The organism is Streptomyces sp. NBC_01571, from assembly GCF_026339875.1.
In the GTDB taxonomy this organism is placed as follows: domain Bacteria; phylum Actinomycetota; class Actinomycetes; order Streptomycetales; family Streptomycetaceae; genus Streptomyces.
Genome location: NZ_JAPEPZ010000001.1, coordinates 2,964,007 through 2,976,565, shown reverse-complemented (window position 1 = coordinate 2,976,565; position 12,559 = coordinate 2,964,007). Strand labels below are relative to the sequence as shown.

Genomic DNA, 12,559 nt, shown 5'->3' with positions numbered 1-12,559 from the left:
GGTCAGAGCCTCCGGGTGGCGAGCGTCAGCCGGTCGCGGGCGTCGAACAGCGCGTCCTTCACCGTCTGCTCGTGCGCGGGGGTGAGCCGGGCGACCGGCACCGAGCAGCTGATCGCGTCACGGGCCGGGGTGCGGTACGGGATCGCGACGCCGAAGCAGCGCAGCCCCAGCGTGTTCTCCTCGCGGTCCACGGCGAAGCCCTGCTCCCGCACCTGGCGCAGCTCCTCGATGAGCTTCTCGCGGTCGGTGATCGTGTGCTCGGTGAGGGCGGGGAGCGTCTCCGGGAGCATCTTGCGGACCTGCTCGTCGGTGTGGGTGGCGAGCAGCGCCTTGCCGAGCGAGGTCGAGTGCGCCGGGAGGCGGCGGCCCACCCTGGTGAAGGGGCGCAGGTAGTGCTGGGACTGGCGGGTGGCCAGATAGACGACGTTCGTGCCGTCCAGGCGTGCAAGGTGGATGGTCTCGGTCGTGTCGTCCGACAGCCGGTCCAGGGTGGGCCGGGCCGCGGCCACCACCTCGTCGCCGTCGATGTACGAGGTACCGACCAGCAGGGCGCGCACGCCGATGCCGTACCGCGTGCCCGTCGCGTCCGTCTCCACCCAGCCGAGCTCCACGAGGGTGCGCAGCAGCATGTACAGGCTGGACTTCGGATAACCGACGGCCTCCTGGACCGCGGCCAGGGAGTGCATTCCGGGCCGGCCCGCGAAGTACTCGAGCAATTCCACGGTCCGTACCGCGGACTTGACCTGCGCTCCGCCGCCTGTCTCGCCTGCCGACATCGCCCTTGACCCCCTCGTTGGACGGGAAATAGTCTCCGCATCATATTCACCATCAGAGACAGCGTTCAGTATATCGAACGCCGCTGGTCGGTGACACAAGAACCGCGGCATCACATCTGGAGGGACCCCCGGTGGCAGCAGCACCAGTCTGGAGTGTCGACCCCCGTACCGGGAAGCAGCGCGAGCAGGTTGCGGTGGAGGCCACAGCCCAGGAGGTCGACGAGACCGTCCGCGCCGCGCACGCCGCCCGGGGAGCCCTCCTGGACCGCACCGCGCGCGCGGCCTTCCTGCGTACCGCCGCGGACCTGCTCGAAGGGGCCAAGGACCACCTCGTCGAGGCCGCCGACGCGGAGACCGCGCTCGGACCGGTCCGGCTCACCGGCGAACTCACCCGCACCTGCTACCAGTTGCGGGCCTTCGGGGACATCGTCGACGAGGGCGCGTTCCTCGACGTCGTGATCAACCACCCCGATGACACGGCGACCCCGCCGATCCCGGACCTGCGCCGCTACAAGGTGCCGCTGGGTGTCGTCGCCGTCTACTCGGCCTCGAACTTCCCCTTCGCCTTCTCGGTCGCCGGCGGCGACACGGCGAGCGCGCTGGCGGCCGGCTGCCCGGTCGTGGTCAAGGCGCACCCCGACCACCCGGCGCTCTCCGAGCTGGTCGCGGCCGTCCTGCGCCGGGCCGCTGGCCGGCACGGCATCCCGGCGGGCGTCGTGGGCCTGGTGCACGGCTTCGACGCGGGCGTCGAACTCGTCCGGCATCCGCTGGTCGCGGCGGCCGGGTTCACCGGGTCCGTCCGTGGCGGCCGGGCGCTCTTCGACGCGGCGGCCGCGCGCCCCGTGCCGATCCCCTTCCACGGCGAGCTCGGCTCCCTGAACCCCGTCGTCGTCACCGAGGCCGCGGCGGCCGAGCGCGCCGAGGCGATCGGTGCCGGACTCGCGGGCTCGATGACGCTGGGCGTCGGCCAGTTCTGTGTGAAGCCCGGCCTGGTGCTGGCCCCGGCGAGCGCGGCCGGCGACCGTCTGGTCAAGTCGCTCACCGACGCCGTCAGCAACACCGACGCCGGTGTCCTCCTCGACCACCGTATGCGCGACAACTTCGTCGCCGGGGTCGCCGAGCGCGCCGGACTCCCCGGCGTGGAGGCCCCGGTGACGCCCGGCGCGGGCGGCGAGCACACGGTGAGCCCCGGCTTCCTGACCGTGCCCGCGCAGAAGCTCGCGACCGCCGGTGAGCACGACCTGCTCCTGGAGGAGTGCTTCGGCCCGCTCACGGTGATCGCCCGCTACGAGGACGAGTCCGAGGCCGGCGCGGTCCTCGCCCGTCTGCCCGGCAACCTCACCGCCACCGTGCAGCTCTCCGCCGAGGAAGCGGCCGGCCAGGGGCGCGGCGCCGAGATCCTCGCCGAGCTGACGCCGCTCGCCGGGCGCGTGGTGGTCAACGGCTGGCCGACGGGCGTCGCCGTCGCCCCGGCCCAGCACCACGGTGGTCCGTACCCCGCGACGACGTCCACGTCGACCTCCGTCGGCGGCACGGCGATCGAGCGGTGGCTCCGGCCGGTGGCCTATCAGGGCGCGCCCGAGGCGCTGTTGCCCGCCGAACTGAGGGACGACAACCCGTTGGACCTGCCGCGTCGGTTCAACGGGCGGCTGGAGCGCTGACAACTCGGCGGGAAGCGTCCTCGGGCCCGCGGCCGGCGGCGGGCCGCGGGCCGGCTCGGGCCGGCCACGCGGTCGCCCGCGCCCCGTTCGAGCGCACCGTGGTGGACCTGGGAGACTTGGCGGATGGACCTGGAACTTCCTGAACTTCCCTTCTCGCTGCGCACGTACGGCCCGGACGGGCACTGGTCCTACGAGGACGGGGTGCTCGCGGGCTGGGCCGGCGGTCGCCAGGACCGTTTCGTGCCGCCCACCGGCGAGGCCCTGGACCCCGCCTCGGACGCGCCCCGGCTGCTCGGCGCCCCCGAGGGGGACTTCCAGCTGATCGCCCGGGTCACGGTCGGCTTCGGTGCCTCCTTCGACGCGGGCGTGCTCTACGTCCACGTGGGGGAGCGGGCCTGGGCGAAGCTGTGCCTGGAGTACTCCCCGGACGTGCCCACCGTCTGCACCGTGGTCACCCGGGGCCATTCCGACGACGCCAACTCCTTCACCGTGGAGGGGAGTTCAGTCTGGCTGCGGATCAGCAGGACCGGCCGCGCCTTCGCCTTCCACGCCTCGCGCAACGGAACGAACTGGACGTTCATCCGGCTCTTCACGCTGGGCGACGAGAAGGAGACGTCCGACGCGCTGGTCGGCTTCATGACGCAGTCCCCGATGGGGGAGGGGTGCGTGGTCACGTACGACGGCATCGAGTTCCGCCCGCACTGGCCCCAGGACCTGAGGGACGGCAGCTGACCGCAGCCGGTTCGGACGGACCGGAACCGGAACCCCCACCGCCACGTCCTCCGCTACGTGATCAGAACGCACCGCACCGTCGGCTCCCTCGTGATCAGGACCGCGCTGGCCGGAGAGGCGGCCGCCATCGCCGACCTGCATGTCCGCGCCCGTGCCACCTACTACCCGGACGGCCTGCCCGACGACGGAGCCGACTGGCCGGCGCGCTGGCGGGGCGCCATCGAGCGCCCGGACACCCATGTGCTGTGCGCGGTGCGCGACGGCCGGCTCGTGGGCATCGCCTCCTTCCGTACGGACGAGGGCGCGCCCGCCGACTCCGTGAAGCTCTTCCAGTTCCACGTCGCCCCCGACCGCTGGCGGGACGGCATCGGCACCTCCCTGCACGCGGCCTGTGTGGAGGAGTGGCAGGCCGACGGGAAGCGGACGGCGACGCTCGACGTGCACGTCGGCAACGAACGCGCGCAGGCCTTCTACGCCCGCCAGGGCTGGGTGCCGGACCCGGAGAACCCGCCGGCCGAGGGCGATCACCACCTCTTCCTGCGGTACACCGTCCCCGGGGAATGAACCTGGTCGCCTGAACGTTTCCGCACGAGGACCCGTGGAGGGTGCCGCCTTACCCCCCTACCCGTACGACCTGGAGAGAGCCGAGACATGCGCGTCGAGATCTGGACCGACATCGCCTGCCCCTGGTGCTACGTGGGAAAGGCGCGCTTCGAGAAGGCGCTCGACGCCTTCCCGCACCGCGACGAGGTCGAAGTGGTGCACCGCTCCTTCGAACTCGACCCGGGCCGCGCCAAGGGTGACGTCCAGCCCGTCCTCGCGATGCTCACCAAGAAGTACGGCATGAGCGAGGCGCAGGCACAGGCCGGCGAGGAGAACCTGGGCACGCAGGCCGCCGCCGAGGGCCTCGCCTACCGCACCCGGGACCGCGACCACGGCAACACCTTCGACATGCACCGTCTCCTGCACTTCGCCAAGGAGCAGGGCCGTCAGGACGAGCTGATCGGCCTGTTGTACCGGGCGAACTTCGCCGAGGAGCGGACCGTCTTCGGCGACGACGAGCGGCTCGTGGAGCTGGCCGTCGCGGCCGGACTCGACGCGGACGCGGCCCGCACGGTCCTCGCCGACCCGAAGGCGTACGCCGACGACGTGCGCGCCGACGAGCGCGAGGCGGCCGAGCTGGGCGCGAACGGAGTGCCGTTCTTCGTCCTGGACCGCAAGTACGGAGTCTCCGGCGCCCAGCCCGCCGAGGTGTTCACCCAGGCGCTGACCCAGGCCTGGGGAGAGCGCCCGCCGCTGCGGCTGATCCAGCAGGGTTCCACCGACGCGGAGGTCTGCGGCCCGGACGGATGCGCCGTGCCCCAGCGGTGAAAATCCCTGGTCGGGGCGCTTGCATAAGCGTTCTTTAGGGGAACCGGGTAAAAGTCCGCAATGGACGGGGGGTGCCCGGGGCCGCAGAGTAGGTCCCATGGAGACCTTCGAGAGCCTCGTACGCGCCGAGTTCGCCCCGAAGAACACCTATCTGAACACCGCGAGCACCGGACTGCTGCCGGTCCGCGCGGTGGACGCCATGCGCACCGCCGTCGCGTCCGTGGCGGCCGGACGCCCCGCCGACATGTTCGCGGACGTCGAGGCCGCCCGTGCCTCCTTCGCGCGGCTGGCCGGAGTCCCGGCGGCCCGGGTGGCGGCCGGGGCCTCGGTCGCCGTCTACAGCGGGCTGATCGCCGCCGCGCTGCCGCCCGGCGCCGAAGTGCTCACCGCCGAGGCCGACTTCAGCTCCGTGGTGAACCCCTTCCACGCCCGCGGCGACCTCAAGGTGCGCGCCGTACCGCTGGAGCGGCTCGCCGAATCCGTACGCCCCGGCACCGCACTCGTCGCGGTCAGCGCCGCGCAGTCCGCGGACGGCCGGGTCGCCGACCTGCCCGCGATCCGCGAGGCCGCGCGGACCCATGGCGCGCGGACGTACGTCGACGCGTCGCAGGCCGCCGGCTGGCTGCCGCTGACGGCGGACGCCTACGACTACGTCTCCTCCGTCGCCTTCAAGTGGCTCGTCTGTCCCCGCGGAGTGGCCTTCCTGGTCGTCCCGGAGGACTTCGGCGGGCTCACACCGCTGTTCGCAGGCTGGGTCGCGGGGCAGGCGCCCTGGGACAGCTGCTACGGCCCGGTCGAGGAACTCGCCCACTCGGCACGGCGGTTCGACGAGAGCCCCAGCCTCTTCTCGTACGCGGGCGCCCGGCATTCGCTGGAGCTCCTCGAGAAGCTGGGCGTGGAGCGCGTACGCACCCACGACCTCGGCCTCGCCGACCGGTTCCGCGCCGGGCTGCGGGAACTCGGTCACGAACCGGTGCCCGCGCCCGGCTCGCCGATCGTCTCCGTACCGGGACTGGGCCGCCTGCAGCCGGAGTTGAGCGAGGCCGGAGTCGAGGTCTCCGACCGGGCGGGCAACCTGCGCGCCGCCTTCCATCTGTACAACACGTCCGCCGACGTCGACCGGCTGCTGGACGCCCTGCGCCCCTGAAACCCGGCGACTCCCGGCACGGGAGAGCGCGACGCCCCGGGCCGCCACTGTCGGCGGTCCGGGGCGTCCCGGCGCGGTCCGGGGTCAGCGCACCGGGGTGAAGTCGCGGGACCCGATGAAGTCGGGCCTGCGCACCGGCGCCGCGAAGGGTTCCACCGCCGCGTTCTCCACGCTGTTGAACACGATGAAGACGTTGCTGCGCGGGAACGGGGTGATGTTGTCGCCCGAGCCGTGCATGCAGTTGCAGTCGAACCAGGTCGCCGAACCGGCCCGGCCCGTGAAGAGCTTGATGCCGTGCCGGGTGGCGAAGTCGGTGAGCGCCTCGTCGGACGGCGTGCCGGCGTCCTGCATCTGCAGCGACTGCTTGTAGTTGTCCTCCGGGGTGGACCCCGCACAGCCGAGGAACGTCCGGTGCGACCCCGGCATGATCATGAGGCCGCCGTTGGTGTCGTAGTTCTCGGTCAGCGCGATCGACACGGACACGGTCCGCATGTTCGGCAGCCCGTCCTCGGCGTGCCAGGTCTCGAAGTCCGAGTGCCAGTAGAACCCGCTGGCCCCGAAACCCGGCTTGACGTTGATCCGCGACTGGTGGACGTAGACGTCCGAGCCGAGGATCTGCCGGGCCGGCCCGACCACGCGCTCGTCGCGGACGAGACGGGCGAAGATCTCACTGATCCGGTGCACCTCGAAGACGGACCGGATCTCGAGCGACTTCGGCTCGACGATCGAGCGCTCGTCCGCCCGGATCGCGGGATCGGTGACGATCCGCTCCAACTCCTGCCGGTACACGGCGACCTCGTCCTCGCTGAGGAGCTCCTCCACGGGGAGGAAGCCGTCACGCTCGTACGTGTGCAGTTCGGAGGGGGTGATCGGGCCGGGTTCGCCCGGCGCGCTCCACACGACCGGGTCCTGGCGGGGTACGGACACCTCGGTGGCGCCGCGGCTGGGGTAGAGATCGGTGAGGGTGGTCATCGGCGGGTCACACCTCCTCGGTGAGCAGCGGGTAGACGCCGTTCTCGTCGTGGTCCTCGCGCCCGGTGACGGGCGGGTTGAAGACACAGATGCAGCGGAAGTCCTCCTTGATCCGCATCGTGTGCCTCTCGTGTCCGTCGAGGAGGTACGTGGTGCCGGGTGTGATCGTGTACGTGAACCCGGTCTCGTCGTCGGTGAGTTCGGCCTCGCCCTCGACGCACACGACGGCCTCGATGTGGTTCGCGTACCACATCGACGTCTCCGTGCCCGCGTACAGGATCGTCTCGTGCACGGAGAAGCCGACCTTCTCCTTGGCGAGGACGACGCGCTTGCTCTCCCAGGTGCCCGAGGCCGACTTCACGTGCCGGTCGGTGCCTTCGATGTCCTTGAACGAACGGACTATCACGATGCTGCGATGCCTCTCTCTCGTGGCTCGGGTGCGGGGTTCGGGGTGGGTCTCAGAGGGTCTCGCGCACGGCGCGGGCGAGGGTGCGCAGGCCTTCGTCGAGTTCGTCGGGGGTGATGGTGAGCGCCGGGAGGAGTTTCACGACCTCGCTCTCCGGCCCCGAGGTCTCGATGAGCAGCCCGAGTTCGAAGGCGCGCTGCGCGACGCGCCCCGCGCGCTCCTTCTCGTGGAACTCCAGCCCCCAGACGAGCCCGCGCCCCCGGTACTCCCGGACGTCGGCGAGGTTCTCCTCGGTGATGGAGATCAGGCCCTGCTCGATCTGCTCGCCGCGGGTGCGGGTCTGCTTCTCCATGGCGGAGCCGTCCGACCAGTACGTCTCCAGGGTCGCGGCCGCCGTGACGAAAGCGGGGTTGTTGCCGCGGAAGGTGCCGTTGTGCTCGCCGGGCTCCCAGACGTCCAGCTCGGGCTTGAACAGGCACAGCGACATGGGCAGTCCGTAGCCGCTGATGGACTTGGACACGGTCACGATGTCGGGCACGATCCCCGCCTCCTCGAAGGAGAAGAACGCTCCCGTCCGCCCGCAGCCCATCTGGATGTCGTCGACGATCAGCAGCATGTCCCGCCGGCGGCACAGGTCGGCGAGGGCGCGCAGCCACTCGGGCCGGGCGACGTTGATGCCGCCCTCACCCTGGACGGTCTCCACGATGACCGCGGCGGGCCGGTTGAGGCCGGACCCCTGGTCCTCCAGCAGACGTTCGAACCAGAGGAAGTCCGGCACCTGGCCGTCGAAGTAGTTGTCGAACGGCATCGGGGTGCCGTGCACGAGCGGCACTCCGGCTCCGGCGCGCTTGAAGGCGTTGCCGGTGACGGCGAGCGACCCGAGCGACATCCCGTGGAAGGCGTTGGTGAAGGACACGATCGCCTCGCGCCCCTTCACCTTCCGCGCCAGCTTCAGCGCGGACTCCACGGCGTTGGTGCCGGTGGGGCCCGGGAACATCACCTTGTACGGCAGGTCACGCGGTCGCAGCACGAGGTTCTGGAAGGTCTCGAGGAACGCGCGTTTGGCGGTCGTCGACATGTCGAGACCGTGGGTGACGCCGTCGCGTTCCAGGTAGTCGATCAGCGCGCGTTTGAGTACCGGGTTGTTGTGCCCGTAGTTGAGGGAACCGGCGCCGGCGAAGAAGTCGAGGTACGCGTGGCCGTCCTCGTCGTACATCCGGCTGCCCTGCGCCCGGTCGAAGACGGTGGGCCAGCTGCGGCAGTAGCTGCGCACCTCCGACTCCAGGGTCTCGAAGACGCTCAGGTCGGGCGGGGTGATGGTCACGGCGGAATCGCTCCTCGGTGCGTGGGGGGTCAGAGGGAGAGGGGACCGATGCGGTACAGGACTTCGGGGTCGTGGGGCCCGTCCGGGCTGTTCGGGAAGTGCCCCGACCCGAACAGCACCTCGCGCTCGACACTCGCGCCGTGGCGGGCGGCGTACGAGGTGAAGAGGCGTTCGGAGGCGATGTTGCCGGGAGTGATGGTGGTCTCGACCCCGCTGATCGTCCGCTCCCGGGCGACCCGCGCGGTCAGCCCGTCGAGCAGGGCCGCGGCCAGTCCCCGTCCGCGGTGCGAGGCGTCGACGGCGACCTGCCAGACGAGCAGGGTGTCCGGGCGCTCGGGCCGGGCGTACCCGGTGACGAAACCGACGGGGAGCCCGTCGGGGTCCGCCGTGTCGCGGGCGACCACCGAGGTGCCGGCGAAGTCACGGCACCACAGCAGATAGCTGTACGAGGAGTTCAGGTCGAGGGTTCCGGAGTCCTTGGCGATACGCCAGAGGGCGGCCCCGTCGGCCACCTCCGGACGGTCGATCCGAAGGCCCTCTGGCATTTCCAGGAATTCCGCTGGCAGGTCTGTCTGTGCGGCGGTCATGCGGATTGAATTTACCGATGGAAATTTGAAAATGCATCGTCGAGGGGGGTTACGTGCGGAGCGGTCGTGTGTTATCCCGTGCTCGTAAGCACCTGCCCGGCGGCCATCGAAAGGTACGGTTCTGTCCGTATATTGGGGGAGGAAGCGGACGTCCTGTGGAGTGTGTCACAGCGATGTAATGGCCATGAGATCTGCCCGAATCATGTCGATTGGCGTTCGCGAAATCTTTGCGTTTAGCGACAGAGAAAGCGGGCAGGAGAATATGGGAACCTACGCTGAATTAATACCCGAATAAGCGGAGTGAATGCACGTTGTGTCGAGTCCGTGGATGTCCCCCCGGATCTCGCACACGAAAGGGGCGGTGCGCACCGACGGATGTCGGTGCGCACCGCCCGAGGGGTGCTCTCCGTCTCACAGGGCGCGGGCGCTGATGTCGCCGTAGGTGGTGGTCGCCCGGATGCTCAGGCCGGCTCCGGCGCCGCCGGTGTTCTTGAGCGCGTTGTGGATCCGGCCGTAGCCGGTGCCGGCGTCCAGGGACGCGGAGACCCCGTGGGCGGCGCCGACCGAGATCTCGCCGTGCTCGGTGCGCAGCGCGACCGTGCCGCGTACGGCCTCGGTGATGTGGATGTCGCCCTTCCGGGTGCTCATCTCAGCGGGGCCGGCCAGGCGGCCGACCGAGATGTCGCCGGCGAGGAGGGTGAGGCGGGTGCTCTCGGCCTCGTCGAGCTCGACCGTGGCCCGGCCGCCCTCGAAGGCGACGTCGCCGAGCCGTCCGACGCACCGGAGTCCGGCGTCGGCCGCCTTCGCGTCGACGCGGGAGCCGGCGGGCAGCCGGACCGTCACCTCGACGGCTCCGGAGGCGCCGAGGACCCGGTGCCTCGCCGCCGCGGTCCGTATCCGCAGGACGCCGTCGCCGTAGGTGACCTCGGTCTGCTCCGCCGCCTCGACGTCGCGGCTCTTGGAGGCGTCCGCGGGCAGGATCTCGACCGTGGTGTCGGTCCGGTCGGCGGCGACGAACCGGACGCGGCCCGCGGGGATGTCGAGGACGGCCGAGACGGGGGCGGGGGTGTCGTACTTCTGCATCGTGCTCTCCTTCTTCTGCGACGCGGACTCCTGTCGCCCGTCGTCGTTTCTGTTGTTGGAAACGCTACGTTGCGTTCAATGGTCTGACAACAGGTTCGTTGCGTAGAAGAGCGAACGTTGCAGGTAGATGGTGAGATTTCGTTGCAATGAGTTTAAAGCTAATGCAACAGGGATCGCTTGATGCGTTGCAATGAATTGGGGGTGAACGCTATGCTGGAGGCACCACGGACGATGAAGGAGACCGCGATGCCGGGAGGCAGACTCACCCAGCAGGAACGTCAGCAGGTCGCGCTGGGACTGGCCGACGGCCTCGCCTACGCGGAGATCGCCAGACGTCTCGACCGTCCGACCTCGACCATCACCCGCGAGGTCATGCGCAACGGCGGTCCGGCCGCGTACCGCGCCGACCTCGCCCACCGCGCCACCGAACGCCGCGCCCACCGCCGCAGGCAGACCGCGCCCCAGGAGGCGGAAGCGCCCCCGCAGCCCCACGGCCGGGACGCCGAGGCGGTGCGCGAGTACGAGGAGACGTTCACCACGGTGATCATGCAGTCGGGCATGTCCAGGATGATGTCCCGGGTGCTGGCCTGCCTCTGCATCAGCGACGCGGGCAGCCTCACCGCGTCCGAACTCGTCCAGCGCCTCCAGGTCAGCCCGGCGTCCGTCTCCAAGGCGATCGCGTTCCTCGAGAGCCAGGGCCTTGTCCGCCGGGAGCGCGACGAACGCCGCCGCGAGCGCTACATCGTCGACGACGACATCTGGTACCAGTCGATGATGGCCAGCGCCCGGTCCACCGCACAGCTCGTCGAGACCACCCGGCAAGGCGTCCGCGTCCTGGGTCCGGGCACCCCGGCCGCCACCCGCCTGGAGAACATCGCGCGCTTCCTCGACTTCGTCTCCGAGAGCATCGCCCGCGCCGCCGAGCAGGCCCGTGACATCCTCCACGCGAAACCCGAGTCGGCCGCCGGGCAGCCGGCGCGCCCGGTGTCCGAGGACGAGACCGTCGAGGCGGCACGCAGGTCCGGGGGCGAGCCCTCGGAGGGCGACGGGGAGGGGTAGGCACGGCGGGCCAGGAGCCAGGAGCCAGGAGCCCGGAGCCCGGCGAGGCGAGGCGGGGCGGTCGCGCCCTCGGCCTACCCCCACACCTCCGTCACCGCACGCCGGGCCCCCTCCAGGTCCACCGCATGTCCGGACTCGGTCAGCGCGGCGCCGACGGCGGCGAGACAGGAGTGCACGACGCCCCGCGTCGCATCGGGACCGTAGTGGTTGACGCGGATCATCTCCTTCGCCAGCGCGCCCCCGCCCGCGACCAGCGGCAGCACCGGGTCCGCCGCCAGCGCCCTGGCGACGAGCGCCGTCGCGTCGGCCCCGGCCGGCACCCGCAGGGTCGTCGCGACCGGCGCCGCGTCCCCGGCCCGGTGCACATACGGCTCGAGCCCCCCGCCGAGAGCCACCGCCCCCGCCCGCGTCGCCGCCGCGGCCGAGGCGTGCCGGTCCATCACCGCGTCGAGCCCCTCACCCTCGATCCGCTCGACACACGCCTCCAGCGCCAGCATCTCCAACTGCGCCGGCGCGTGCAGCAACGCCTTGCGCCCGCCGTCGACCCACCGCTCCTTCCAGTCCAGCAGGGACAGGTAGGACCGCCGGGGCGCCCCGGGGTTGGCCGCCATCCGCGCCCACGCCCGTTCGCTCACGGACACGGCCGACACACCGGCCGGGCCGCCCATGGCCTTCTGCGCCCCGATCACGCACAGGTCGACTCCCCACGCGTCCGGCAGCACCGGCTCCGCGCCGATCGACGCGACGGCGTCCAGGTAGAACAGCGCGCCGTGCTCGCGGACCACCTCGCCGATCTCCGCGACGGGGTTGGTGTTGCCGGTCGCGGCCTCCGCGTGCACCAGCGAGACGAAGTCGATCGACGGGTGCTCGGCGAAGGCGTCGCGCACCTGCGCGGCCGTCACCGCGGTGTGGAACGGCACCGCGAGATCGATGACCGTGGCCCCGCAGTCCCGCAGCCAGTCCCCGAAGGTCTGCCCGTACGGCCCGGTGATCACGTTGAGCGCGGTGGTGCCGGGTCCGGCGGTGCCGCGGATCGCGCCCTCCAGCGGCAGCAGCGCCTCGCCCTGGGTGATCACGACGTCCTGCTCGGTGGAGAGCAGCCGCGCCACCCGGTCCTCGATCGACGCGAAGTGCGCGGCGCTCAGCGGGGCGAGGTCCAGGAAGGGGTGGGTCACGGCGTTGCTCTCTTCGCTCACGGGTTCCAATGCGCAGCTCCGAGCGTATCCGGCACCCCCGGGCGGCCGGAGGACGGGCGGTGTCGCCGGTGGCGCGTGTGTGCGCCGGGCGCCGGCGGGGCAGATGGGGACGGTGCGGACCGACTCCGCGGCGACCGTCGGACCCACGTCCGGACGGGCCGTGGGTCATGGTCAGGGAGCCTCGGGAGGCATGACTTCTGAGGCCGAACGGCGCAACAGCCATCGGATTGGTTTGAGTAAGTCAA

13 protein-coding genes are annotated in these 12,559 nt (G+C 71.2%); 6 read left to right on the top strand and 7 right to left on the bottom strand.

What is annotated here, in order from left to right:
- Positions 1 to 2: 2 nt before the first annotated feature.
- Positions 3 to 776, bottom strand: a complete 774-nt coding sequence (locus OHB41_RS13415; RefSeq protein ID WP_266698236.1) for an IclR family transcriptional regulator — start codon at positions 774 to 776, stop codon at positions 3 to 5.
- Between the two features lie 131 nt (positions 777 to 907).
- On the opposite strand from OHB41_RS13415, the gene OHB41_RS13410 reads away from it, so the two are divergent.
- From OHB41_RS13410 to OHB41_RS13390, 5 genes are all read left to right on the top strand, one after another.
- A complete protein-coding gene (locus OHB41_RS13410; protein ID WP_266698234.1) occupies positions 908 to 2,437 on the top strand; it encodes an aldehyde dehydrogenase (NADP(+)) in 1,530 nt (509 codons plus the stop codon).
- Between the two features lie 123 nt (positions 2,438 to 2,560).
- A complete protein-coding gene (locus OHB41_RS13405) occupies positions 2,561 to 3,169 on the top strand; it encodes a DUF1349 domain-containing protein (protein WP_168527495.1) in 609 nt (202 codons plus the stop codon).
- A gap of 60 nt (positions 3,170 to 3,229) precedes the next feature.
- Complete coding sequence (locus OHB41_RS13400; protein WP_451289694.1) at positions 3,230 to 3,733, top strand: GNAT family N-acetyltransferase; 504 nt, start codon at positions 3,230 to 3,232, stop codon at positions 3,731 to 3,733.
- An 87-nt stretch (positions 3,734 to 3,820) separates the two neighbouring features.
- On the top strand, positions 3,821 to 4,540 hold the full coding sequence (locus tag OHB41_RS13395; RefSeq protein ID WP_266698227.1) for a DsbA family oxidoreductase: 720 nt from the start codon (positions 3,821 to 3,823) through the stop codon (positions 4,538 to 4,540).
- A gap of 97 nt (positions 4,541 to 4,637) precedes the next feature.
- Positions 4,638 to 5,687 carry an aminotransferase class V-fold PLP-dependent enzyme gene (locus OHB41_RS13390; RefSeq protein WP_266698225.1) on the top strand — a complete coding sequence of 350 codons (1,050 nt, stop codon included), beginning with the start codon at positions 4,638 to 4,640 and terminating at the stop codon, positions 5,685 to 5,687.
- A gap of 84 nt (positions 5,688 to 5,771) precedes the next feature.
- Here OHB41_RS13390 and thpD read toward each other — a convergent pair whose 3' ends face one another.
- The 5 genes from thpD to OHB41_RS13365 form a co-directional block, all read right to left on the bottom strand.
- Positions 5,772 to 6,659, bottom strand: coding sequence for an ectoine hydroxylase (gene thpD, locus OHB41_RS13385; RefSeq protein ID WP_266698224.1), 888 nt, complete (start codon positions 6,657 to 6,659; stop codon positions 5,772 to 5,774).
- A 7-nt stretch (positions 6,660 to 6,666) separates the two neighbouring features.
- Entirely contained in the window at positions 6,667 to 7,065 is a 399-nt protein-coding gene (locus OHB41_RS13380) for an ectoine synthase (protein ID WP_266698223.1), read from the bottom strand.
- A 52-nt stretch (positions 7,066 to 7,117) separates the two neighbouring features.
- Complete coding sequence (gene ectB, locus OHB41_RS13375) at positions 7,118 to 8,389, bottom strand: diaminobutyrate--2-oxoglutarate transaminase (RefSeq protein ID WP_266698222.1); 1,272 nt, start codon at positions 8,387 to 8,389, stop codon at positions 7,118 to 7,120.
- A gap of 29 nt (positions 8,390 to 8,418) precedes the next feature.
- Positions 8,419 to 8,976, bottom strand: a complete 558-nt coding sequence (gene ectA / locus OHB41_RS13370) for a diaminobutyrate acetyltransferase (protein WP_266698220.1) — start codon at positions 8,974 to 8,976, stop codon at positions 8,419 to 8,421.
- Between the two features lie 411 nt (positions 8,977 to 9,387).
- Positions 9,388 to 10,059 (bottom strand): DUF4097 family beta strand repeat-containing protein, encoded by a 672-nt coding sequence (locus OHB41_RS13365; protein ID WP_266698218.1) that lies wholly within the window; start codon positions 10,057 to 10,059, stop codon positions 9,388 to 9,390.
- A 246-nt stretch (positions 10,060 to 10,305) separates the two neighbouring features.
- On the opposite strand from OHB41_RS13365, the gene OHB41_RS13360 reads away from it, so the two are divergent.
- The gene (locus OHB41_RS13360; RefSeq protein WP_266698217.1) at positions 10,306 to 11,118 is read left to right on the top strand and encodes a GbsR/MarR family transcriptional regulator; all 813 of its coding nucleotides are present in this window, start codon (positions 10,306 to 10,308) and stop codon (positions 11,116 to 11,118) included.
- Between the two features lie 74 nt (positions 11,119 to 11,192).
- On the opposite strand, the gene OHB41_RS13355 is transcribed toward OHB41_RS13360, so the two are convergent.
- Positions 11,193 to 12,314 (bottom strand): pyridoxal-phosphate-dependent aminotransferase family protein, encoded by a 1,122-nt coding sequence (locus OHB41_RS13355; protein WP_266698215.1) that lies wholly within the window; start codon positions 12,312 to 12,314, stop codon positions 11,193 to 11,195.
- Between the last annotated feature and the right edge of the window lie 245 nt (positions 12,315 to 12,559).

Bases quoted from the DNA above. Each gene is read 5' to 3' on its own strand.
- OHB41_RS13415 (WP_266698236.1), bottom strand. From the start codon at position 776: ATGTCGGCAGGCGAGACAGGCGGCGGAGCGCAGGTCAAGTCCGCGGTA.
- OHB41_RS13405 (WP_168527495.1), top strand. From the start codon at position 2,561: ATGGACCTGGAACTTCCTGAACTTCCCTTCTCGCTGCGCACGTACGGC.
- OHB41_RS13395 (WP_266698227.1), top strand. From the start codon at position 3,821: ATGCGCGTCGAGATCTGGACCGACATCGCCTGCCCCTGGTGCTACGTG.
- OHB41_RS13390 (WP_266698225.1), top strand. From the start codon at position 4,638: ATGGAGACCTTCGAGAGCCTCGTACGCGCCGAGTTCGCCCCGAAGAAC.
- thpD (WP_266698224.1), bottom strand. From the start codon at position 6,659: ATGACCACCCTCACCGATCTCTACCCCAGCCGCGGCGCCACCGAGGTG.
- ectA (WP_266698220.1), bottom strand. From the start codon at position 8,976: ATGACCGCCGCACAGACAGACCTGCCAGCGGAATTCCTGGAAATGCCA.
- OHB41_RS13365 (WP_266698218.1), bottom strand. From the start codon at position 10,059: ATGCAGAAGTACGACACCCCCGCCCCCGTCTCGGCCGTCCTCGACATC.
- OHB41_RS13360 (WP_266698217.1), top strand. From the start codon at position 10,306: ATGCCGGGAGGCAGACTCACCCAGCAGGAACGTCAGCAGGTCGCGCTG.